Origin of the sequence: Gallibacterium salpingitidis (assembly GCF_001678495.1) — a bacterium.
GTDB classification, from domain to species: domain Bacteria; phylum Pseudomonadota; class Gammaproteobacteria; order Enterobacterales; family Pasteurellaceae; genus Gallibacterium; species Gallibacterium salpingitidis.
In genome coordinates, this window is sequence record NZ_JTJL01000057.1 from 25,500 (window position 1) to 47,678 (window position 22,179).

18 protein-coding genes and 1 pseudogene are annotated in these 22,179 nt (G+C 37.2%); 6 read left to right on the top strand and 13 right to left on the bottom strand.

Features of this window, described 5'->3' with window-relative positions:
* Positions 1-8: 8 nt before the first annotated feature.
* The 3 genes from slmA to coaBC are packed head-to-tail and all read right to left on the bottom strand — an operon-like array spanning position 9 to position 2,272.
* Entirely contained in the window at positions 9-638 is a 630-nt protein-coding gene (gene slmA / locus QS62_RS09845) for a nucleoid occlusion factor SlmA (RefSeq protein ID WP_066109534.1), read from the bottom strand.
* A complete protein-coding gene (gene dut, locus QS62_RS09850) occupies positions 613-1,065 on the bottom strand; it encodes a dUTP diphosphatase (protein WP_066109648.1) in 453 nt (150 codons plus the stop codon). Before dut ends, slmA begins: the two co-directional genes overlap by 26 nt.
* Positions 1,052-2,272 (bottom strand): bifunctional phosphopantothenoylcysteine decarboxylase/phosphopantothenate--cysteine ligase CoaBC, encoded by a 1,221-nt coding sequence (gene coaBC, locus QS62_RS09855; RefSeq protein WP_414146322.1) that lies wholly within the window; start codon positions 2,270-2,272, stop codon positions 1,052-1,054. The genes dut and coaBC overlap by 14 nt, the downstream gene beginning before the upstream one ends.
* A 217-nt stretch (positions 2,273-2,489) precedes the next feature.
* Here coaBC and radC point away from each other — a divergent pair, with 217 nt between their 5' ends.
* Entirely contained in the window at positions 2,490-3,152 is a 663-nt protein-coding gene (gene radC, locus QS62_RS09860) for a RadC family protein (RefSeq protein WP_066109541.1), read from the top strand.
* Between the two features lie 478 nt (positions 3,153-3,630).
* Here radC and htpG read toward each other — a convergent pair whose 3' ends face one another.
* The 3 genes from htpG to QS62_RS09880 all read right to left on the bottom strand — a co-directional run bounded on the left by htpG (position 3,631) and on the right by QS62_RS09880 (position 6,847).
* Entirely contained in the window at positions 3,631-5,517 is a 1,887-nt protein-coding gene (gene htpG, locus QS62_RS09870; protein ID WP_066109548.1) for a molecular chaperone HtpG, read from the bottom strand.
* A 166-nt stretch (positions 5,518-5,683) separates the two neighbouring features.
* Complete coding sequence (locus tag QS62_RS09875; RefSeq protein WP_066109551.1) at positions 5,684-6,274, bottom strand: opacity family porin; 591 nt, start codon at positions 6,272-6,274, stop codon at positions 5,684-5,686.
* Between the two features lie 51 nt (positions 6,275-6,325).
* Complete coding sequence (locus QS62_RS09880; RefSeq protein ID WP_066109554.1) at positions 6,326-6,847, bottom strand: SprT family zinc-dependent metalloprotease; 522 nt, start codon at positions 6,845-6,847, stop codon at positions 6,326-6,328.
* Between the two features lie 200 nt (positions 6,848-7,047).
* On the opposite strand from QS62_RS09880, the gene clpB reads away from it, so the two are divergent.
* A complete protein-coding gene (gene clpB, locus QS62_RS09885) occupies positions 7,048-9,621 on the top strand; it encodes an ATP-dependent chaperone ClpB (protein WP_066109557.1) in 2,574 nt (857 codons plus the stop codon).
* A gap of 111 nt (positions 9,622-9,732) precedes the next feature.
* Complete coding sequence (locus tag QS62_RS09890; RefSeq protein WP_066109559.1) at positions 9,733-10,536, top strand: class I SAM-dependent methyltransferase; 804 nt, start codon at positions 9,733-9,735, stop codon at positions 10,534-10,536.
* A gap of 86 nt (positions 10,537-10,622) precedes the next feature.
* On the opposite strand, the pseudogene QS62_RS09895 reads toward QS62_RS09890, so the two are convergent.
* The 7 genes and pseudogenes from QS62_RS09895 to QS62_RS09925 all read right to left on the bottom strand — a co-directional run bounded on the left by QS62_RS09895 (position 10,623) and on the right by QS62_RS09925 (position 20,059).
* Positions 10,623-13,049 (bottom strand): annotated as a pseudogene (locus QS62_RS09895) (glucose/quinate/shikimate family membrane-bound PQQ-dependent dehydrogenase).
* 373 nt (positions 13,050-13,422) lie between these two features.
* Entirely contained in the window at positions 13,423-14,709 is a 1,287-nt protein-coding gene (gene fucP, locus QS62_RS09900; protein ID WP_066109562.1) for an L-fucose:H+ symporter permease, read from the bottom strand.
* 31 nt (positions 14,710-14,740) lie between these two features.
* Positions 14,741-15,388: an L-fuculose-phosphate aldolase gene (gene fucA, locus QS62_RS09905; RefSeq protein WP_066109567.1), complete on the bottom strand. Its 648-nt coding sequence runs from the start codon at positions 15,386-15,388 to the stop codon at positions 14,741-14,743.
* Between the two features lie 2 nt (positions 15,389-15,390).
* Positions 15,391-15,828: an L-fucose mutarotase gene (fucU, locus tag QS62_RS09910; protein ID WP_066109572.1), complete on the bottom strand. Its 438-nt coding sequence runs from the start codon at positions 15,826-15,828 to the stop codon at positions 15,391-15,393.
* Positions 15,829-15,849: 21 nt separating this feature from the next.
* Positions 15,850-17,265 carry an L-fuculokinase gene (gene fucK, locus QS62_RS09915; RefSeq protein WP_066109574.1) on the bottom strand — a complete coding sequence of 472 codons (1,416 nt, stop codon included), beginning with the start codon at positions 17,263-17,265 and terminating at the stop codon, positions 15,850-15,852.
* 56 nt (positions 17,266-17,321) lie between these two features.
* Complete coding sequence (gene fucI, locus QS62_RS09920) at positions 17,322-19,079, bottom strand: L-fucose isomerase (RefSeq protein WP_066109576.1); 1,758 nt, start codon at positions 19,077-19,079, stop codon at positions 17,322-17,324.
* Positions 19,080-19,309: 230 nt separating this feature from the next.
* On the bottom strand, positions 19,310-20,059 hold the full coding sequence (locus QS62_RS09925; RefSeq protein WP_066109579.1) for a DeoR/GlpR family DNA-binding transcription regulator: 750 nt from the start codon (positions 20,057-20,059) through the stop codon (positions 19,310-19,312).
* A 110-nt stretch (positions 20,060-20,169) separates the two neighbouring features.
* On the opposite strand from QS62_RS09925, the gene QS62_RS09930 reads away from it, so the two are divergent.
* Genes QS62_RS09930 through dtd form a run of 3 tightly spaced genes read left to right on the top strand, consistent with a single transcriptional unit; the run spans position 20,170 to position 22,107 of the window.
* A complete protein-coding gene (locus QS62_RS09930; protein WP_066109581.1) occupies positions 20,170-20,742 on the top strand; it encodes an anthranilate synthase component II in 573 nt (190 codons plus the stop codon).
* 19 nt (positions 20,743-20,761) lie between these two features.
* Entirely contained in the window at positions 20,762-21,676 is a 915-nt protein-coding gene (locus QS62_RS09935; protein ID WP_066109583.1) for a virulence factor BrkB family protein, read from the top strand.
* Positions 21,673-22,107 (top strand): D-aminoacyl-tRNA deacylase, encoded by a 435-nt coding sequence (gene dtd, locus QS62_RS09940; RefSeq protein WP_066109586.1) that lies wholly within the window; start codon positions 21,673-21,675, stop codon positions 22,105-22,107. The genes QS62_RS09935 and dtd overlap by 4 nt, the downstream gene beginning before the upstream one ends.
* The last annotated feature ends 72 nt before the right edge of the window (positions 22,108-22,179 follow it).

Genomic DNA, 22,179 nt, shown 5'->3' on the forward strand with positions numbered 1-22,179 from the left:
GCTAATACCTAATCAAAAAGTGGCTCGATCAATTGCCATTGCATAGCAAAATCTTGACTTGGTAAATGACGGAAATTTGAACGTACATAACGCATAAATTGCCCTTCACATAATAAAACCAAATGACCAGCAATCACACGCTCATCCACTTTAAAACCACGTCCCTCACGCAATTTTCGCATTTGTAATACATTCACCAATTGTAATTCCAAGCGATCAAAAAACGTGGCTACCCTTATTTGTAAAGACTTATCCTCAAACATCAAGGCATGCCCGGTTAAAATTCGCGTTAATCCTGGATTCTTTTGCGCAAAAGTTAATACCATTTGTAAGATATCATGCACTCGCATTTTGGTATCAGTCTGCATCTTCATTGATTGTGTAATACGTTGCAACAATACCGTTTCAATTTGTTCAATTAACGCTTCAAAGATCTTCGTTTTGCTTGGAAAATAGCGATATAACGCTGCTTCTGAAACGCCCACAGCTTCAGCTAATTTTGCCGTTGTAATGCGTTCCATTCCTTGTTCAGAATGTAATAAATGCGCAACAATCGTCAATACTTGTTGCCTTCTCGCCGCTAATGATCGCTTCTCGATCTTCTTTTTTGGCTTATTTTCCTGTATGACCAAATCCACCGCTGCCTCGTTCTGTCTGTTCAAAATCAGTCACAATATTAAATTCAGCTTGTACGACAGGAACAAACACAAGCTGTGCAATGCGATCACCAACCTCAATGGTGAAAGGTTGTTGGCTACGATTCCACGCAGAAATCATTAATGGACCTTGATAATCTGAATCAATCAATCCCACCAAATTACCTAACACAATCCCATGTTTATGTCCTAAACCTGAACGAGGTAAAATCACCGCGGCTAAGGTTGGATCTGCAATATAAATAGAAAGTCCGGTAGGAATTAGACGAGTTTCTCCTGGCTGCAATACGATTTTTTCATCAATTAAAGCGCGAAGATCTAAACCAGCAGATCCCTCTGTTGCATAACTTGGTAATGGAAATTCACTACCAATACGTGCATCAAGAATTTTGACATCAATTTTTTTCATCATTATTTTTTGTTGTTTGATAAAGATTAATAATATGGTTGACTAATTGTTCTGCTAATTGCCGCTTATTTGTTAACGGTAAAGTTGCACTACCTTTATGCCAAAAAAGTTGTAACGCATTTTGATCACTACTAAATCCTTGCCCCGCGATCGAAACATCATTAGCGCAAATTAAATCTAATTGCTTACGTACCAACTTATCTTTTGCATAATTTTCCACATCTTGTGTTTCAGCAGCAAAACCAACAGTAAAAGGTCGATGTTCTGTAAGATGACCAACGTCGGCAATAATATCAGGATTCTTCACCAATTTTAATGTTAATTCATCACCACTTTTCTTTATTTTTTGTGGCGCAATTTCCGCCACCCGATAATCCGCTACTGCGGCACACCCAATAAAAATTTGATGAGTGACGGCAGCTGTCATTGATTGCTGCCACATTTGTTGTGCAGTGGTTACGGCGATTTTTTTCACATTAGGCGGTGTCGTTAAATTCACTGGCCCACTAATCAAGGTAACGGTTGCCCCTTGCTGCGCAAAGGCCTCTGCAATGGCATACCCCATTTTACCGGAACTGTAATTAGAAATATAACGAACTGGATCAATAGGTTCTTGAGTTGGTCCAGCAGTAATCGCCACTGTTATCCCAGCTAATGGCTGTTCACGACAAAATGCATCAGCCAACGCAGTAAAAATTTCTACCGGCTCTGACATTCTACCAGCACCAACATCACCACAGGCTTGTTCACCGCTATTTGGTCCAATAATAGTAATACCTCGTTGACGTAGAGAACTAAGATGTTGCTGTACTACTGTTTGCGCATACATTTGTTGATTCATCGCTGGTGCGATAAAAATCGGCGCTGATGTTGCTAAACATAAAGTTGTTAACAAATCATTCGCCAGTCCTAAATTAAACCGAGCTAGAAAATCAGCGGTGGCTGGCGCAATCACAATCGCATCCGCCCATTTTGCCAATTCAATATGTCCCATTGCCAATTCAGCTTGTGGATCAAATAAAGATTGTGAAACCGCGTTACCAGAAATAGCTTGTAAAGTAAGAGGGGAAACAAAATGAGATGCTGCTTCGGTTAACACTACTCTGACTTCTGCATTTTGCTTACGTAATAAACGAATAAACTCAATCGTTTTATATGCTGCAATACCGCCAGTAATCCCGACCAGAATCCGTTTTTGTTGGAGAATATTATCCACGAGTTGATAACCTCTAGAAAAATCAACAAAAGATAAAGCATTCTACTGGATATTTACTACCCTGCCAATTTACCCTTTGTTTTATTCCGCTAAAAAATGATTTTTTTCAATTTTGTGACACTCTTTCCAAAAAAGCTATCCAAAATCTATTTAAACACCTTTGTCATAATATAAATATGAAGAGTTTCACCAATCTAATTACAAACTTATGACTGATTTAATGCCACGAGAAAAATTATTACAACAAGGTGCAGCTCATCTCACCGATCAAGAGCTGTTAGCAATTTTTTTACGTACTGGTTTTAAAAATTGTCCTGTAATGACATTAGCCAATAACGCATTATCACACTTTGGTTCATTACGTGAATTACTCACCGCATCAATAACACAATTTTGTGAAGTAAAAGGATTAGGTATTACCCAATATATTCAACTACAAGCTTGTGTCGAAATGACAAAACGTTATTTAAGTGAAGAACTAAAGCAACAACCGCTATTTAATAATATTGAATGTACTAAATTGTATTTACAGAGTGAGTTAGCAACACAGCAACGCGAAGTTTTTATGGTGTTATTCTTAGATAATCAACATTATCTAATTAAACAAGAAATTCTATTTCAAGGCACGATCAATAGTACGCAAGTTCACCCTAGAGAAATTATCAAACTATCCTTGCAATATAATGCAGCAGCATTAATCTTGGCACATAATCACCCTTCTGGTATTACTACGCCTAGCCAACAAGATATTCAAATCACTAAAAACATTCAACAAATCTGCCAATTAATTGATGTACGAGTATTAGATCACCTAATTATTGGAAAAAATCAGGTATTTTCATTTTGTGAAGAGGGGTTGATAACATTATGATCTAGATTTTTACTGTAACAGCAAATAGAATCTCTATAATAGAGACACTAACATATACTGATGTTCCAAAGGTCTATTATGAAACTCACAATAATTCCCTCATATTCCCTTCATGGCATCCTGATTGTTATCTACATTTTGACGTTCCTATTGCAAAGTTATGACATGTACTATTGGTTCATGGGCGAAGAGATCACGTTCGGGATTTGGGTCGTCTTTGTGATTACCTGCATAATTGGTCTTTGCCTTCCATTCTTGAGTACAGTATTTATCCTTATACTGTCAGCTTTTCTCGTCTTGGCAAAAGACATTAATCCAATATTTATGGCATGCGTAGCCGTACCTGGCATCCTCTATGACATCGTAGGCTTTTTTATGCACAAACGAAAAAAATTGCGTCAGGCTCTTAAAAAGAACTCATAAAGAAAAGGATCAAAAAGTCCACCAACTGGCGGACTTTTTTCTTCTTAAGAACCTATTAAGATAATAGTTTATTTACTCGCTTAATAAAGGCAGTTGGATTTTCTAATGTACCACGTTCTGCTAATAGGGCTTGATCGAATAATAATTCCACCCACTCAGCAAATTGTTGTTCATCAGCAATATCTGCTACTTTCTTCACTAAATGATGTTCAGGATTAAGCTCAAACGTATATTTTACTTCTGGCATTTTTTGTCCTGCAGCAGCAAATAATTTCGCCATTTGTGTAGTCATTTGATCGCTATCTGTAGAAACAATCGCAGGTGTTTCACTTAAACGGTGAGTTAAACGCACATCTTTCACACGTTCACCCAATAAGGTTTTCACACGCTCAATGAAAGAAGTAAAGGCTTGATCATCTTCTTTTTGCTTACTTTCTTCCTCTTTATCCGCCAAATCACCTAAATCAAGATCTGATTTAGTAATAGTTTGTAACGGCTTACCATCAAACTCGGTTAAATAACTTAACATCCATTCATCAATACGATCAGACAGTAATAATACTTCAATCCCTTTCTTATTGAAGATCTCTAAATGTGGGCTATTTTTCGCTGCGGTATAACTATCCGCTGTAATATAGTAAATCGCTTTTTGCCCCTCTTTCATACGAGCAACATAATCAGTTAATGATACGGTTTGTTCGCTACTATCATTATGTGTTGAGGCAAAACGTAATAATTTCGCAATTTCTTCTTTATTAGTTGGATCTTCCGCTGGACCTTCTTTCAATACCAAGCCAAACTCTTGCCAGAATTGTTGATATTTACTTTGATCTTCATCTTTCGCCAATTTTTCCAACATTCCTAACGCACGTTTAGTCAATGCCTTACGTAAAGCAGCAGTCACTTTATTATCTTGTAAAATTTCACGTGAAACGTTTAATGGCAAGTCATTAGAATCAATTAATCCTTTCACAAAACGCAGATAGTTCGGCATAAATTGTTCGGCATCATCCATAATAAAGACACGTTGCACATACAATTTTAAGCCGTGTTTTTGCTCACGATTAAAGAGATCCCAAGGCGCTTTCGCTGGTAAATACAATAAGCTGGTATATTCTTGATTTCCTTCAACTTTATTATGTGCCCATAACATTGGATCAGCAAAATCGTGGCTCAAATGTTTATAAAACTCTTTATACTCTTCATCACTTATTTCTGACTTAGAACGAGTCCAAAGCGCTTGCGCTTTATTGATTTTTTCCCATTTAACGCCTGTTTCTTTCCCTTCTTCATCGTACTCTTTAGTCAGAATTTCCACAGGTAAACCAATATGATCTGAGTATTTACCGATAATTTCACGTAAACGCCATTCGTTTAAAAACTCTTTTTCATCTTCACGCAAATGTAAGGTAATTTCTGTACCACGATCTTTTTTCTCAATATCGGCAACGCTAAATTCTCCTTCACCTGCAGATTCCCAAAGTACCCCTTGATCCGCACTTACACCAGCAGCACGTGTTTTTACGGTGACTTTATCAGCAACAATAAATGCAGAATAGAAGCCTACCCCGAATTGTCCAATTAATTGACTATCTTTTGCTTGTTCTGTACCCAATGAAGAAAGAAATTCTTTTGTACCTGATTTTGCAATCGTACCAAGATGCTCAATCGCCTGTTCACGCGTCATACCAATACCATTATCACTAATGGTTAAAGTACCTTTATCCGCATCAAAACTGATACGAACTTTCAAATCACCATTACCTTCATACAATTCTGGTGCAGACAATGCTTTAAAACGTAATTTATCCGCTGCATCAGACGCATTAGAAATTAACTCTCTTAAAAAGATTTCTTTATTAGAATAAAGTGAATGGATCATTAATTGCAGAAGTTGTTTTACTTCTGATTGAAAGCCTCTGGTTTCTTGATTTTTACTCATATATATTCCCTTCTCGGTATCAACCAACATACAAAAACTAAACAGTGACGATTATCGTCGCACATCGGCTGGATAAAATAGGTGTGAAAAAAGAGATTTCAAGATTTTAGGTAATAAAAAAGTGCGATCTTTGCAGATCACACTTTCTTAATTAGAGAAAAGTCACTTAGAACGAATATTTAAGCCCTACTTTTAAACCATATTGATTTAATTTTACACCATCCCAATTACCTAAACGGTTGTATTCTAATGCAGTATTAAGATCTAAATTTGGCGCTAAACCATAATTTGCCCCAACCATTGCACCGTAACCAAATTTAGTTGATGAATCTTTTTCATAACTTCGAATATCTCTACCAGCAGAGTCTTTTTGGACATAATTATCTTTTACTGTCACTTGGTTACTAGAAACACGCACACCAACATAAGGTTTCAATACTGTATTTAAGTCAATATCATAAATTGCAGATACACCAAAGCCTTTTGCCTTAACATCCGCTTTTCCTGTCACGCCTTCATCGGAATAACTACTGTCTGCTTTTCCATAATAGGTATAATCTAACGCAGTACGCCAATCGCCCATTTTATAACCTACTGCAATACTAGGTGAAAAACTAGAACCGCTAAAATTACCACTATGTTCAAATCCTGAAGTTTTTAATTTTGCGTACCCTAAATCTCCTTGTACATAAACTTCAGCATTGGCCGTTGAAGCTACTGCTAATGCGCCTAACGCAGCAATTAATAGTTTTTTCATATATCCTCTCCTATTGTGATTAAATAAATCCGCGAAAATATAGCATAGTCATTAAAATTTAGTAGCTTCATTCTCAAGTTTTGCAATCTGTAACTTTGTCTTACATTTTTTACAGAAATACTCCACGCCTTCTCGCAAAATCTTATTATGTCTTCTTTTAGTTAAATGGTGTAATTGGCAAGCACAACGATACGGATAAGTCTCCCCTTGCACGCTCTCTACTGCAAATTGATGTCTAGTTCTTGCCTCTAACTTAAACACCTTATTCATCACCATCTGCCACTCTTTGCCATGTGGCTGTACTCGACCAAACTGTTTGTACACTAATAAATGTGCCAATTCGTGTGGGACAACTTCATCAATAAAGGCTTGTTGATTTTCTAGCAACAATGTTGGATTTAGGCGTATTTCCCATTGCTGTAAATAAGCTACCCCTGCTTTCATGCCGCGCAGCTTATAGCTAATTGTTGGACGTGCAAACTGGCATTGAAAAAATTTTTCCGCTGTTTGCAAACACGCGGTTAACTTTCGGTTCACTTGTAAATGCAGATAACGAAGTTGTGATGTTGTCATTGCTCTATTGTTAATTCAAACGAAAGCTAAAGATCATAACTAATCTTCTATTATTTGCAATTTCCTCTAATCAAGTTCATTTGCCTTATTTTTTCATATTCAACTTTTTGCATATAAATTTTGCATTTTCCCCTTGAAACTATTTAACACATACCCATCTTATGCCTCGCGAATGACGAAGTATCGTCGAGGAGGATTATATGAATATTGAAAAATTTACAACCAAATTCCAACAGGCTTTAGCTGAAGCACAATCTCTTGCTTTAGGTAAAGATCAGCTATATATCGAACCATTACACTTAATGAGTGTTTTACTACAACAAGAAGGTGGTTCTATTGCACCGTTATTAACCTCTGCTGGTGTCAATGCAGCGCAACTACGCCAAGCCATTACACAAGAAATTGATCGCTTACCGCGTGTATCAGGCAATGGCGGCGATGTCCAAGTTTCACCTGCATTATTGAGAATGTTGAATTTATGCGATAAGTTTGCACAACAACGTAATGATAAATTTATTTCGTCTGAACTTTTTGTATTAGCTGCGTTAGAAAGTTCAGATAAGTTAAGCGATCTGTTAAAGAAAAATGGCTTAACAAAACAAAATTTAATCGCAAGCATTGATAAGATGCGTGGCGGAGAAAATGTCAATGATGCTGGTGCAGAAGAAACTCGCCAAGCATTACAAAAATATACCATTGACTTAACAGCTCGTGCGGAAAGTGGAAAACTCGATCCTGTGATTGGACGTGATGATGAAATTCGCCGTACGATTCAAGTACTACAACGTCGTACTAAAAACAACCCTGTATTAATCGGGGAACCTGGGGTTGGTAAAACCGCCATCGTTGAGGGTTTAGCACAACGTATTGTAAATGGTGAAGTACCTGAAGGATTACGTCATAAACGTGTACTTTCGCTTGATATGGGTGCTTTAATTGCTGGGGCAAAATATCGTGGTGAATTTGAAGAACGTTTAAAAGCAGTTTTAAACGAAATTGCCAAAGAAGAAGGACGTGTCATTCTCTTTATTGATGAAATTCACACAATGGTTGGCGCAGGTAAAACTGATGGGGCAATGGATGCTGGTAACTTATTAAAACCATCATTAGCTCGTGGTGAATTGCATTGCGTTGGGGCAACCACTTTGGATGAATATCGCCAATATATTGAAAAAGATGCTGCATTAGAGCGTCGTTTCCAAAAGGTATTGGTCGATGAACCAAGTGTTGAAGATACTATTGCTATCTTGCGTGGTTTGAAAGAGCGTTACGAAATCCACCACCACGTACAAATTACTGACCCTGCGATTGTTGCTGCAGCGACATTATCACATCGTTACATCTCTGATCGTCAGTTGCCAGATAAAGCAATTGACCTGATTGATGAAGCGGCATCAAGCATTCGTATGGAAATTGACTCTAAACCACAACCATTAGATAAATTGGAACGCCGTATTATCCAACTTAAATTGGAACAACAAGCGTTGCAAAAAGAAGAAGATGATGCTAGCCGTAAGCGTCTTGAAATGTTGGAAAAAGAGTTAAGTGAAAAGGAAAAAGAATACTCTGAATTAGAAGAAGTTTGGAAAAGTGAAAAAGCCTCTCTTTCTGGCGCACAACATATCAAGGCTCAGTTAGACAGTGCAAAAACACAAATGGAACAAGCTTATCGTGCCGGTGATATTGCTAAAATGTCAGAATTAAAATACAGCACCATTCCAAATTTAGAAAAACAATTGGAACAAGCGGAAAATGCTGAAGGTAAAGAGATGACATTATTGCGTTATCGTGTTACTGATGAAGAGATTGCAGAAGTGCTTTCTCGTGCGACAGGTATTCCAGTTGCCCGTATGATGGAAGGTGAAAAAGAAAAACTTTTACGTATGGAAGATGAGCTACACAAACGTGTGATTGGACAAAATGAAGCTGTGGAAGCCGTAGCCAATGCAATTCGTCGTAGTCGTGCGGGTTTGGCTGATCCTAATCGTCCAATTGGTTCATTCCTTTTCTTAGGCCCAACTGGGGTTGGTAAAACTGAACTCTGTAAAACACTTGCTAACTTTATGTTTGATAGTGAAGATGCAATGGTGCGTATTGATATGTCTGAGTTTATGGAAAAACATTCTGTTTCTCGTTTAGTTGGTGCGCCTCCAGGATATGTTGGTTATGAAGAAGGTGGTTACTTAACCGAAGCCGTTCGTCGCCGTCCATATTCTGTTATTCTGTTAGATGAAGTGGAAAAAGCACATCGTGATGTGTTCAACATTTTGTTGCAAGTTTTAGATGATGGGCGTTTAACCGATGGTCAGGGTCGTACTGTTGATTTCCGTAATACAGTGGTAATTATGACTTCTAACTTAGGTTCGGATTTAATTCAATCTCATACCGAAGAGCTTGATTATGGCGAAATGAAAGAGTTAGTAATGTCAGTTGTTGGACAACATTTCCGTCCAGAATTTATCAACCGTATTGATGAAACAGTCGTGTTCCATCCACTTGGTAAAGAAAATATTCGTGCGATTGCGTCTATCCAATTAGGACGTTTAATCAAACGTATGCAAGAACATGGTTATCGCTTACATTTCAGCGATCACGCCTTAGACTATTTAGGTCAAGTTGGCTATGATCCTGTTTATGGAGCAAGACCATTAAAACGTGCAATTCAAAACTTAGTGGAAAACCCACTCGCACAACAAATTTTGTCTGGTGCCTTATTACCAGATAAGACCATTGAAATTGATTTTGAAAACGACAAAATGGTTGCTAGACAATAATTGATAAAGTAGAAACCGCCATTAATTCATTATTGATGGCGGTTTCTTTTTGCTCTTATTCCTTATACACTGTTGCTGCTTTGGCTACAAAAATTTAGTAAGGAATATAATATGAAAACCATCTTTGATATAGATTTTTCCTCCCTTTATTATCAACACCTTACATCCTGTAATCATCATCATATTCCTGCTGAAAAATGGGATGCCAAAGCAGAAAAAATGGCAAAACATCTCGTTGAACAAACGAGCCATTACACTGAAACATTACTACAAGCGATCAATATCCAAGCAGACGAAACAGTATTAGATATTGGTTGTGGACCGGGAACACTCGCCTTACCATTAGCAAAACAGTGCCAATATGTTTATGCGTTAGATTATAGTCAAGGTATGTTATCCGTCCTTACTCAATATCAACAGCGTTGGCATCTCTCCAATATCTCAACTATCCACACCTCTTGGGAAGAAAATTGGGATAATGTACCGCAAGCTGATGTTGTTGTAGCTTCCCGTTCCACTCTGGTCAGTGATTTAGACCAAGCCATTGATAAAATAATTAGTAAAGCGAAAAAGCGTGTTTATCTTACTGCCACCACCCAAGCGCATTTTTTAGATCCTGATCTATTGCGTGCCATCGGACGTGAACATGATGCTGGATTTCCCTCTTATATCTATTTACTCAATCGCTTATACCAACGAGGAATCCAAGCCGAACTTACTTTTATTCATTCAGATGTTGCAACCTATCAAGGAGAAAATTTTAACGATTTACTGAAATCAGTTGAATTCACGTTAGGTGGTTTAACTAACAATGAAAAATTGGCATTAGAAAACTTTTATAATGAAAGAATAAACACTAAAACCCCAATCAAACATGGACAAGCTAGGTGGGCTTTACTTTCTTGGCAGGTTTAAGATAAAAAACATAAAAAAATCTGTACCTTACACCAAGAAATAGTATTCGGTACAGATTTTAAAATCACTAATTTTAAACAACTAACTTACTTAGCATCTGGCAACTTATAAGCAACTAACGCATCGCCTAATTTCGTACCAAATGAACTGTGGCCACCAGCCATAATGACAATATATTGTTTACCATTTTGCATATATGTCATTGGTGTCGCTTGTCCACCAGCTGGTAAACGAGCTTGCCAGAGTTGTTCACCATTACTCACATTAAATGCACGAATGTAATTGTCTTGTGTCGCAGCAACAAACATTACACCACCAGCAGTGGAAATAACGCCACCAAGTCCTGGTACCCCAATCTTCAACGGCGGTAGCTGCATAAGTTTCGGTAAGCTATCACGAATGGTACCAATACGTTTTTTCCACACAATCTTATGAGTAGTTAAATCAACGCCAGCAATATATCCCCAACCCGGTTGTTTACATGGTAAACCTAATGGTGAAAGGAATGGCTCAAGGCTAACACTATATGGTGTACCATACATTGGTTGGAAGCCGCCTTCCGTACCGCTACCTTTAATGGTTTCAGCACGATTTGGATCTTCTCTTTTCAATTTTGACACAAACGGTAAGGCGAGAGGATTCATTACGGCAACTTGTCGATCACTATTCAATGATAAACCGCCCCATTCAAATACCCCAAGATTACCAGGGAACACTAAAGTACCATTTTCTGACGGTGGTGTATAAATTCCATCATAATTTAGTCATTTAAAGATAATACGGCACATCAACTGATCGAACATAGTTGCACCCCACATATCTTTATCAGTTAATTTTCCAGGTGGTGCTAAATTAATTTCAGTAAATGGTTGAGTTGCAGAATAATGTTCACCAAAAGTTTGTGGGCCTCGTGCAACGGTTTGTGGCACTGGACGCTCTTCTACCGGTACAAGCGGTTCTCCAGTTTCACGATTTAATACAAAGAGATTACCTGTTTTAGTTAATACATAAATCGCTGGAACTTTCTGTCCATTCGGTAATTGATAATCGCCAAGTGATGGTTGTGACGGAACGTCCATATCCCATAAATCGTGGTGTGTGGTTTGGAAACTCCACAATAATTTTCCTGTTGTTGCATTTAATGCCAATACAGAATTTGCATAACGTTCTTTTAAATTTGTACGATTACCGCCCCAAATATCCGGTGTACCAACGCCAGTCGGAATATAGACAATATCTCTTTCCGCATCATAAGCAAGCGGCGCCCAAGCATTTGGTGAATTATGCACAAAGTCAGTATCTTCACCCGGCATTGCATTCGGATCTTGCGCTCCAGTATCAAACACCCATTTAAGTTCGCCACTATTGACATCATAACCACGAATTACACCAGACGGCTCTTTATTAGATAAATTGTCTGTTACTGATCCGCCAATAATAATGGTTGAAGCGGTCACAACTGCTGGTGAGGTTGGATTATATCCACCAGGATAATCATAAGGCATTTTCTTTCTTAAATTGATTGTTCCTTTCTCACCAAAATCACTACAAGCCTCGCCGGTGTCTGCATTCACTGCAATTAAACGTCCATCATTGACAGGTAATAAGATTTTACGTGGGCAAACAGCTGACGGCACACTATCACTCACTGAAGCACTTTTTGGATTAATTGCTGCAGCGGTTTTCTCATCATAGTAAGAAACGCCACGACATGTCATATGTTGGAAACGTTTGGTTGGTGCTAAATGCGGATCAAAACGCCATAACCGTTTACCTGTTTCGGCATCAACTGCATCTAAAAATTGGTGTGTAGTACAGAGATAAAGGGTGTTATCCACTTTAATCGGTGTTACTTCATAAGTACTTTCACCAGAATCTTTCTCTGTTTTCATATCTTCTGTGTGATATGTCCACGCAACTTCTAGATTTTTCACATTATCCACATTAATTTGATTAAGCGGTGAATAACGTTCGCCAGCTTGCGTACGTCCATACGCTGGCCAATCTGCCTCAGCAACGCCAGCAACTGGTGTACTATTTTCCGGTTGTGCGCGGCTGATAGTGCCATTGATTTCTTGTGGATCATTAAAAATACTGTATCCCAACACTGCCAATACCGCTAACATCACCACAGATAAGCTGCCTTTTGCTGCTTTAATGTTGCTATGTTGAGCTAACATTCGATTGGTAAATGGGAACAATAACCACACACCGAGTAAAAACCAAATATCGACTCGTGGTGCTAATGCCCAGAAATCAGTACCTACCTCCCACAAAGACCAAATCAATGTAACAAGTAAGCCGATGCTATAAAGCCATAATGCAGAAATTTTATCTTTTATCCATAAAACGGTGATGACTGCTAACACAATCCCGGCTAACAGATAATAGATAGAACCTCCTAATGCAGCCAGCCATATACCAGCCACTAATAAAATTAAAGAAAGCAGAGAAAAAATTACTGTTGTAATTGTTTTTCCCCACTTCGATTGAGATACACTCGCCTCTTGCATAAAAGCTCCTAACTAGATGAACTACATGGAATAACCCATATTTCAGTTATCGTTTTTCATGCTTTCTCTGCTCATACAGAGAATAACTACCATTGCTGATGATTAACCAGCACGCCTAAACACGTTCGCAGAACATATTGCTATTTGCTATATCTATGCCTACAAACAAAAACACTCTAGTTAGCAAAAAAAGAATTCTGCTCTTTAAGCAGAATTTTTTCTTAGCTAAATCGGTTTAGCTAAGAATACTCCTGTTACAATAAAAAAACAAACACAAAAAAGTAATATTTTTTTAACTCTAAAATACTTAAATTATAAAAAACCTTGATAAGTAGCTCTTATCAAGGTTTTTATACTCAGCCTTATAAAATATTTATTTCAATATCTTCCAACAGCGATAGCCATAAATAGCAATCACCACAAAACAAATAAGCGGTAATATAAAAGATGCATTAACTGCTGGTAAACCTGCCACCTCTCCCATATCAATAATAGAGCCTTGTAAAGGAGGCATTAATGCTCCACCTACAATCGCCATTACTAGTCCTGCTGCACCTAAGGTAGATTCCTCTTTCAATCCATTTAAGGCAATACCATAAATAGTTGGGAACATTAACGACATAAAACCTGAAGTTAAAATTAAGCAATACACCCCCAATACGCCATCTATAAAAATAACACCTAGTATTGTTGCTAAACCACCTAAAGCAAATAACATCAACATTAATTCAGCTTTGAGATATTTCATTAATGCGGTACTAATAAAACGACTTACAATAAAGAGTCCCATTGCCATAATATTGAAATTTTGTGCTTCTGCTTTAGTAAAACCTAACCGTTCTGCGTATTGAATGATAAACGTCCAACACATAATTTGCGTAGCTACATAAAATACCTGAGCTATAACACCCTCACGATATTTTGCATTTTTTGATAAACGTCCTACTGCTTCAGAAAAGCTAATTCTTGGTTGTTCTTCAGTACGAGTTTTAGGCATTTTATACAGTGCTATAATAATTAAAATCGCTAAAACAACGAATCCTAATATGACATAAGGATCTCGGATAACCGCTAAATCATGCGTTTTTATAATTGTTTTTTCAGCAGTAGATAATGTTGGAAATATAAGATTTCCTGCTGCATCTCGCTTATCAGAATCTAACTGAGTTAAAACAAACTGTGACGCTACAAACATACCAAAAATAGATCCTAGAGGATTAAATGACTGAGCAAAGTTTAATCTTCTGGTCGCTGTTTGTGGATCTCCCATTGATAATATATATGGATTGGCGGTAGTTTCCAAAAATGCCAGTCCAAAAGTCAAAATATAGAGTGAAAACAAAAAGAAAGAAAACATTTCATATTTTGCAGCAGGGTAAAATAATAAAGCGCCTATACAATACAAAGCTAAACCTAAAAGGACACCATATTTATAATTATAACGACTTACAAATAATGCTGCAGGAATTGCCATCGTCCCATAACCGCCATAAAAAGCAAACTGGACAAGGGCCGCTTGTGATGCAGGGATTTCCATTACTGTTTGAAATGCAGCTACCATTGGATTGGTAATATCATTCGCAAACCCCCATAATGCAAACAAAGATGTCAGCAGAATGAACGGTATCACATATTGTTTTTCTAATACTTTTGCTTTCATAAATTTGTCTCCTTTTATTGAATAGATAAAACTATTCCTCGACTCTCAAACCGTAAGATTTAAATTTTTCTAATACAATTTTCATTTCCTCAGCAGGAAGTGTCGGAATAGGTAAACCTGTTGCCAGCAATTTCATATACCAACTTGCTAATACTTCAACTTCATGAGCTAACCACAATGCTTTATCTAAGTTTTTTTCTGCCGCAATTAATCCGTGATGAGCTAATAGAATTGCTTTTGATGTTTGAATACCTTGATAAACGTATTCAGCTAATTGATGTGTTCCAAAAGTCGCATAAGGTACACAAGGAATATGATCCGTACCGCCAACAGCAATCATATAATGAATGGCAGGAATTGATTTTTCTAAAATAGATACTGCAGCACAATTAAGAGCATGGTTATGTACTACAGCATCTACATCATTACGCGCTTTATAAACTGCTAAATGGAAATGCCATTCACTAGAAGGCAATTTACCCTCTTCATAATTTCCATTGTTATCAACATAAACAATGCTATCTATAGTCATTTGCTCATACGGCATACCTGTTGGTGTAATAAGCATTCCATCCTGATAGCGTACACTTACATTACCTGCTGTACCTTGATTCAAACCTAAACGAGTCATCTCTAAACAAGTATCAATAATTTTTTGTGAAAGTTGTTCTCTATTCATAATTAATCCTTAACTGGGGTAACCCCTTTTTTAATGATAATGTTGCCGTATTTTGCAGTTTCTCCCGTTATTACTACAGCAAAAGCCTGTTTTGCTCTTTCATAGAAAGAAAAACGATCAATACGTGTTAAATTTAATTTTTCTGTTATATTTTGCTGAATAGCTGATACATAACGCCGCTCCACACTTGGATCTAATGTATCTCCCTCTACTACCTGCATCATTATTAATGGTGTATCAACATATTGATCTAATTCGATTAATTGACTAATCCCTTCTAATAACGTTGCAATATCGACACCATCAGCTCTCAGTACTTGGTGGTGTAATTGATGTCCTGGAAAATGAGCATCGGCTAACACTAGTTCATCTCCATGCCCCATCTCAGCTAATACTTTCAATAATGTTGGTGAAATTGCTGGATGTATTCCCTTTAACATTTTCTTCTCCTTATCTAATCTCTAAGACTGAGGATTAACCACTTCTCTAGAAGATTTCATTACTTGTTGAGCAGTGGCTACGTCTTGATAAACATTAATCCCTTTAAAAGCTGTCATTGCTGCCCCCAACGCCGTTGATTCAGACACCTGAACAACTTCAATCGGTAAACCAATGGTATTAGCTCTAATTTGGTTCCATAATCTGTTCTTCGCTCCACCCCCAACACAGATCAAACTATCCGCTTGGAAACACCCTACCTGTTGCAATAATGCTAGACTTGATTTCAATTTATTCGCTAAATACTCCAACATAGCGATATAGATTTCACCACGAGTAGTATGCATAGAGAGTCCACTGAACTGTCCTAGTCCAAGAGAACAATCACTAAACTCAAAATTCCCTTGAACAGATACCCTATTAGCATCTCTATCTACAGCTTCAGCTTCTGTTATCATTGTTTGGTAATAATTGTCTTTTCCATAACAATCACTAAACAATAATTTGCCTACCCACTCTAGAATCCCAGATCCTACCCATTGCACTGCTGGGTTAAATATTCCTTTTTCTGCATCCCATTCTGTTGTTAATCCTTGAGATAAGAATTCCTGTTGCACAATCGCTTTCTGCGTTCTTGCCATTAAGATTTCCCAAGTTCCAGAACTTAAAACAGGTTGGTTTAAGCCTGCACCAGATCCTAAGATGGCGAATTGAGTATCGTGACCACAAGAAACAACTGGTATTCCTGAAGCTACTCCAAGTTGTTTAGCAACATCAGGTAACAATTTACCAATCTGTTCTCCAGCACTCACTAATGGAGGTAATTGTTCAGGTAGTAGTCCTAAAAAAGCTAATACCTCAGTATCCCAAGTTTCTGTCTGTAGGTTAGTCATCATAGAAGTGCCTGCCATCGTTCTATCAGTAGTCATTACTCCTGTTAAACGATAAGTCAGCATTGAAGAGATAAATAAGAAGTGTTCTATCTTTTTGTATAAATCAGCTTCATTTTGCTGTAACCAGCGTAATTTATACAAGGTGTTAAAACTATATTGTCCAATTCCATTACGTTGGTATAAAGCTGCAACATCAAACTCTTGTATTAACGATTGCATGACCGGTAATGTACGAGGGCATTTCCAAGAAATTATCGGGTAACATTGTTCACATCGAATGAAAGGTGCACCATCTACGCCAAATGTGGTAACTCCAATGACATCTACCTCTAATTGCAAATCAGCGAGTTTTTTCGTAACTTGTTTAGCACAGTCAAATAACTTTCTTGTAATTTGCTCAAAATCCCAAACTTTGTAATCTGGATTTTTTATATCAGAAAGTGTTTGATTTATCTGATGAGTGGAAGCAATCATCTTACCTTGATCATTCATTGCGATTGCTCGAACATTAGTTGCTCCACAATCTAGAATCAATGCAATAGCCATTTATAACTCCTTTTAGAACACTTCCTCAAAACGAGGAAGTGTTACCAATAAATAGATCATTTATATAATGGACCAAAATTTTGACAGGCTCGATAATCTTGACCTTCTTTGTCTTGACCAAATGCGTTCCATGCACTTGGACGGAAAATGGCATCATCTTCGACATTGTGCATACACACTGGAATACGTAGCATTGATGCTAAAGTAATAAGATCCGCACCAATATGTCCATAACTCACAACACAATGATTAGCTCCCCAATTTGCCATAACCGAATAAACATCAGTGAACGCCCCCTTGCCAGTAAGACGAGGAACAAACCAAGTACAAGGCCAAGTTTCATTAGTACGTTTACTTAATGTTTCATGTACATCTTGAGGCAATTCAATCGACCAACCTTCTGCAAGTTGTAAGACAGGTCCTAATCCTTTAACTAAATTGATGCGACTCATGGTAAATGGCAACCCTCCTTTAGTAAGGAATTGCGAAGATAATCCACCACCACGAAAATATTCGTGAACAGCTGCACACCAACGTGTATTTTCTACACAACGTTTACCATCCTGTTCCGTTACCTCCCAAACAGGCTTGATTAAATGTTCACCTTTTTCGTTTTGATGCTGACCTGTACCATCTAATGCAGCTGAACCAGAATTTAACAAATGAAGAAAACCTTGTTCCGGACGGAAACCTGTTACACGCTCAACAGATTCTTCACTCCAATAAGTACGAACATCAGCAAAAATTTGAGCTTGACCTGTTAATTGATTAGCAAGCAACATCGTAACTCCATTGAGTGAGTCATTTTCTGTTGCCATAATGAATGGAGGACGTACACCATTCCAGTCATAGGTAGAATTGAGAATAGCTTCCATAAAATCACCATTAGGTAGGTGATCTGTCCATTGTCTTTGTCCTTGGAAACCCGCTGCTATTGCGTTATGCCCTAATGCTTCTTCACCAAAATTTAATTGAGCTAATTTTGGATTTCCAACCATTAAGTCACGGGCAATAATCGTCATTTTCACTACATTTTCCCAAAGCTCCTCTTTTTCGGCAGGAGAACGCTGGAATTCTGGCTTATTAGTATCAATCCCTTCTTTACAGTATTGTTTTACCCAAGATAGCGCTAATTCAACTTCTTCTTGATCATAAATGTTTCTATCCAAACGACGCTTAATTTCTGTCATATCAACATATTCATTGCGCATGCCTAAGTAATGTTGGAAGAAAGATTGATCAACAATAGAGCCTGCAATCCCCATTGAAACAGAACCTATTGATAAATAAGATTTCCCTCTAATACTTGCTACCACTAATCCTGCTCTAGCAAAACGTAATAATTTCTCCTTTACATCCTCAGGAATTGTTATGTCATTCGCTTCTTGAACTTCTGTACCATAAATTGAGAATGCAGGTAAACCCATTTGTGTATGCCCAGCTAGTGCTGCAGCTAAGTAAACTGCTCCTGGGCGTTCCGTACCATTAAATCCCCAAATAGCTTTCGGCATATGAGGATCCATATCAATCGTTTCAGAACCATAACACCAACAAGGCGTCACTGTAATAACCACGCCTACATTGTTTAACTTAAATTTTTCAGCACAAGCTGCGGCTTCAGCTACACCGCCAATACAAGTATCAGCAATAACACATTCAACAAATTGACCATCTGTATGTCGGATATGAGTTTGTAATAGCTCTGATACAGATTTCGCCATATTCATAGTTTGAGCTTCTAGTGATTCTCTTACTCCCATACGACGACCATCAATAGTTGGTCTAATACCAATCTTAATTTTTGCTGATTGCATAGATGTCTCCTTTAATTTCACTTTTGAAAACAAGTAAATTTGTACTTCAAACAGCACAAATTATCTGGAGAAAATCATCTATTAATAGAAGGAAAGGGAAAAGATATTTTTAGAACTTGATTACGTTTTGTGAGGAGAATCACAGAAAACAGTCAAAATACAGAATTTTTTTCAAAAAATCTTGACCGAATAAATAAAAATTCACCAAAATTCGGTCAATTCAGGCATAATTAGCCAAATACAGTTACACCATTTTTATCACAATACTTTAATAATCGTTCAGGTATATTACCTTGAGTAAATAACATATCAATTTGAGAAATTTCAGCTAATTGAACTAAATTCTGCTTACCAAATTTAGAAGGGTCAACCAAAAGAAATTTTTGGCTAGAAACATCCATCATCTTGCGTTTAATCGCAACATTTAACTCATTGGACTCCCAAATAGCTCCATTATCATCCACGCCAATACAAGAAAAGATACCAATATCAATATGCAAACGAGAAAGTAAATATTCTGACAATGGACCATAAAAAGCATCATACTTCCCTGAATAAACCCCACCTGTTGCAATCGTCTTTACATTCGGCTTATTCACCAACGCCGTAATATTATGCATCGAATTTGTCACCACAGAACAAGGAATATTAGGTATTAACTGTGCTACATACCAGCTCGTTGTGCTTGCATCTAGACCAATAACTGCTCCTTCATAAATGTATTCTGCAACCCGTTCTGCAATGATTCTTTTTACTTCTGCATTTGTTTTTTGCCTAACTTGGAAAGAACTACCAATATCATCTGTTTTTTTACTTAATGCCCCACCATGTGTCCGATAAAGTAACTGCTGTTGAGATAGAAAGGATAAATCTCGCCTTACTGTTTCTACAGAAACATTTAATAATTTAACCAACTCATTTATCTGAATCTTACCTTTCTGGTTCAACACCTCAAGGATTAAGCTATGTCTATCTTTCATTACAATTCTCAAGTTTGTCCATTTTATTCATTATAGAAGTCTTTATTATTGTTTTCTATAACACGATATATCAGTAAAATAACATTTATTACAATCTACCTCTAAATCTTATGCTGCTCCTAATTGATAACCACGATTCCTTCACCTACAACCTAGTTGATCTATTACGCAAAATCATTCCGCCATCTAAATTTACCGTAATACAACATGATGAAATTCCTGTTACTGAATTAGATCGTTATTCACACATACTCCTATCACCAGGGCCTGATATTCCCTCTGCTTATCCACAGCTTTTCCAGTTATTACAGCAATATCATCAAAACAAAGTGATTCTGGGTGTCTGTCTAGGTCATCAAACACTCTGTCAATTTTTTGGTGCTTCACTCTACAATTTGCCAGAAGTAAGACATGGCAGAAATATTACTTTACGACAAACCGTATCTTCACCTTTATGGAAAAATGTTCCTAATAATAGTCAAATTGGAGTTTATCATTCATGGGCAGTTGAAAAAACGAACTTTCCTGATGCGTTAGAAATCATTGCCGAATGCGAACAAGGTGTGATTATGGCAATACAACATCGTCAGTTACCTATTTATGGAGTACAATTTCATCCTGAATCTTTTATGACCGAATATGGCGAAACGATATTACGCAATTGGTTAGCAATTCGTCGTTAAAACATTAATAAGGTAGTTTATGCAAATACTTTCTCAACAATTGATCATTCAGCGTTTCATTATCTTAGTTAAAGTTTTTTTATTTCGTTTTAAACAAAATAAACTTTCACAAGCTGCAGGCTTTCTCACTTACAGCACAATGTTAGCGATTGTGCCACTCTTTATGGTGATTTTTGCCTTTTTTGCTGCATTTCCTGTTTTTGGCGATCTTGTTCAAGATTTTGAACAATTTATATTTACTAATTTTGCTCCTTCTGTGAGTAACACAGTTGAACACTATATGCGTATGTTTCTCGCCAATACCAAAAAGATGAGCGGTGTCAGTATCATTGGCTTAATTATTGTCGCCTTAATGTTGATTAGATCTATTGATACTACGCTTAATGATATTTGGTTTAACAGCAAAAAACGTTCTGCCTTATACTCATTTTCTATTTATTGGATGATCCTCACCTTGGGTCCAATTTTTATCGCTACTAGTGTTGGAGTGAGTTCTTACATCTTTTCAAGTTCTGTATTTACTTATAAAACAGGATTGCCTTTCGGCTTAAAATTATTGAGCTTTGTACCTTTTTTACTGACATGGTTAGCTTTTACTTGTATTTATGCTGTCGTACCTAACACCAAAGTAAACATTAAACACGCTGCTTATGGTGCGTTAATTGCCGCAATCTTTTTCACGCTAGGGAAAGCGTGTTTTACTTGGTATATGCAGGCTTTTCCATCTTATCAATTAATTTATGGTGCCTTAGCTACATTACCAATTATGATCTTATGGATCCACTTAAGTTGGACTTTTGTTTTACTCGGTGCACAATTAACTGCAGTGCTTGATGATCTACAACGTATCAAGAGCAATGGCGTACCAGATCCCGATCTAGACAATTTCTATCAACAATTAACCCAATCTAAACCAACTGGAGAGAAAAAATGATTGCTTTAATCCAACGTGTTACAAATGCCAATGTCGTCGTTAATCAACAAACTATTGGGCAGATTGGGCAAGGCATTTTGGTATTACTTGGCGTGGAACAAGATGATGATAAGCTTAAAGCAGATAAATTGGCAGAAAAAGTCTTAAATTATCGTATTTTTAGCGATGAAAACGGCAAGATGAATTTGAATGTACAACAAATTAATGGTGAATTATTAGTGGTTTCGCAATTCACTCTTGCTGCCGATACTAAGAAAGGCTTACGTCCGAGTTTTAGTCGTTCTGGTAGTCCAGAACTCGCTACCGAGCTTTATAACTACTTTGTTGAAAAATGTCGCCAAACAGTGCCTGTTCAAACAGGACAATTTGCCGCTGATATGCAAGTTTCCCTCACCAATGATGGACCTGTTACCTTTTGGTTGCAGGTGTAATTTATTTTCAACGCTCCTAAAATTAATATCTCTCATAATTGAGAAGAATTCTTATTTTCGTTGTTATTTTGT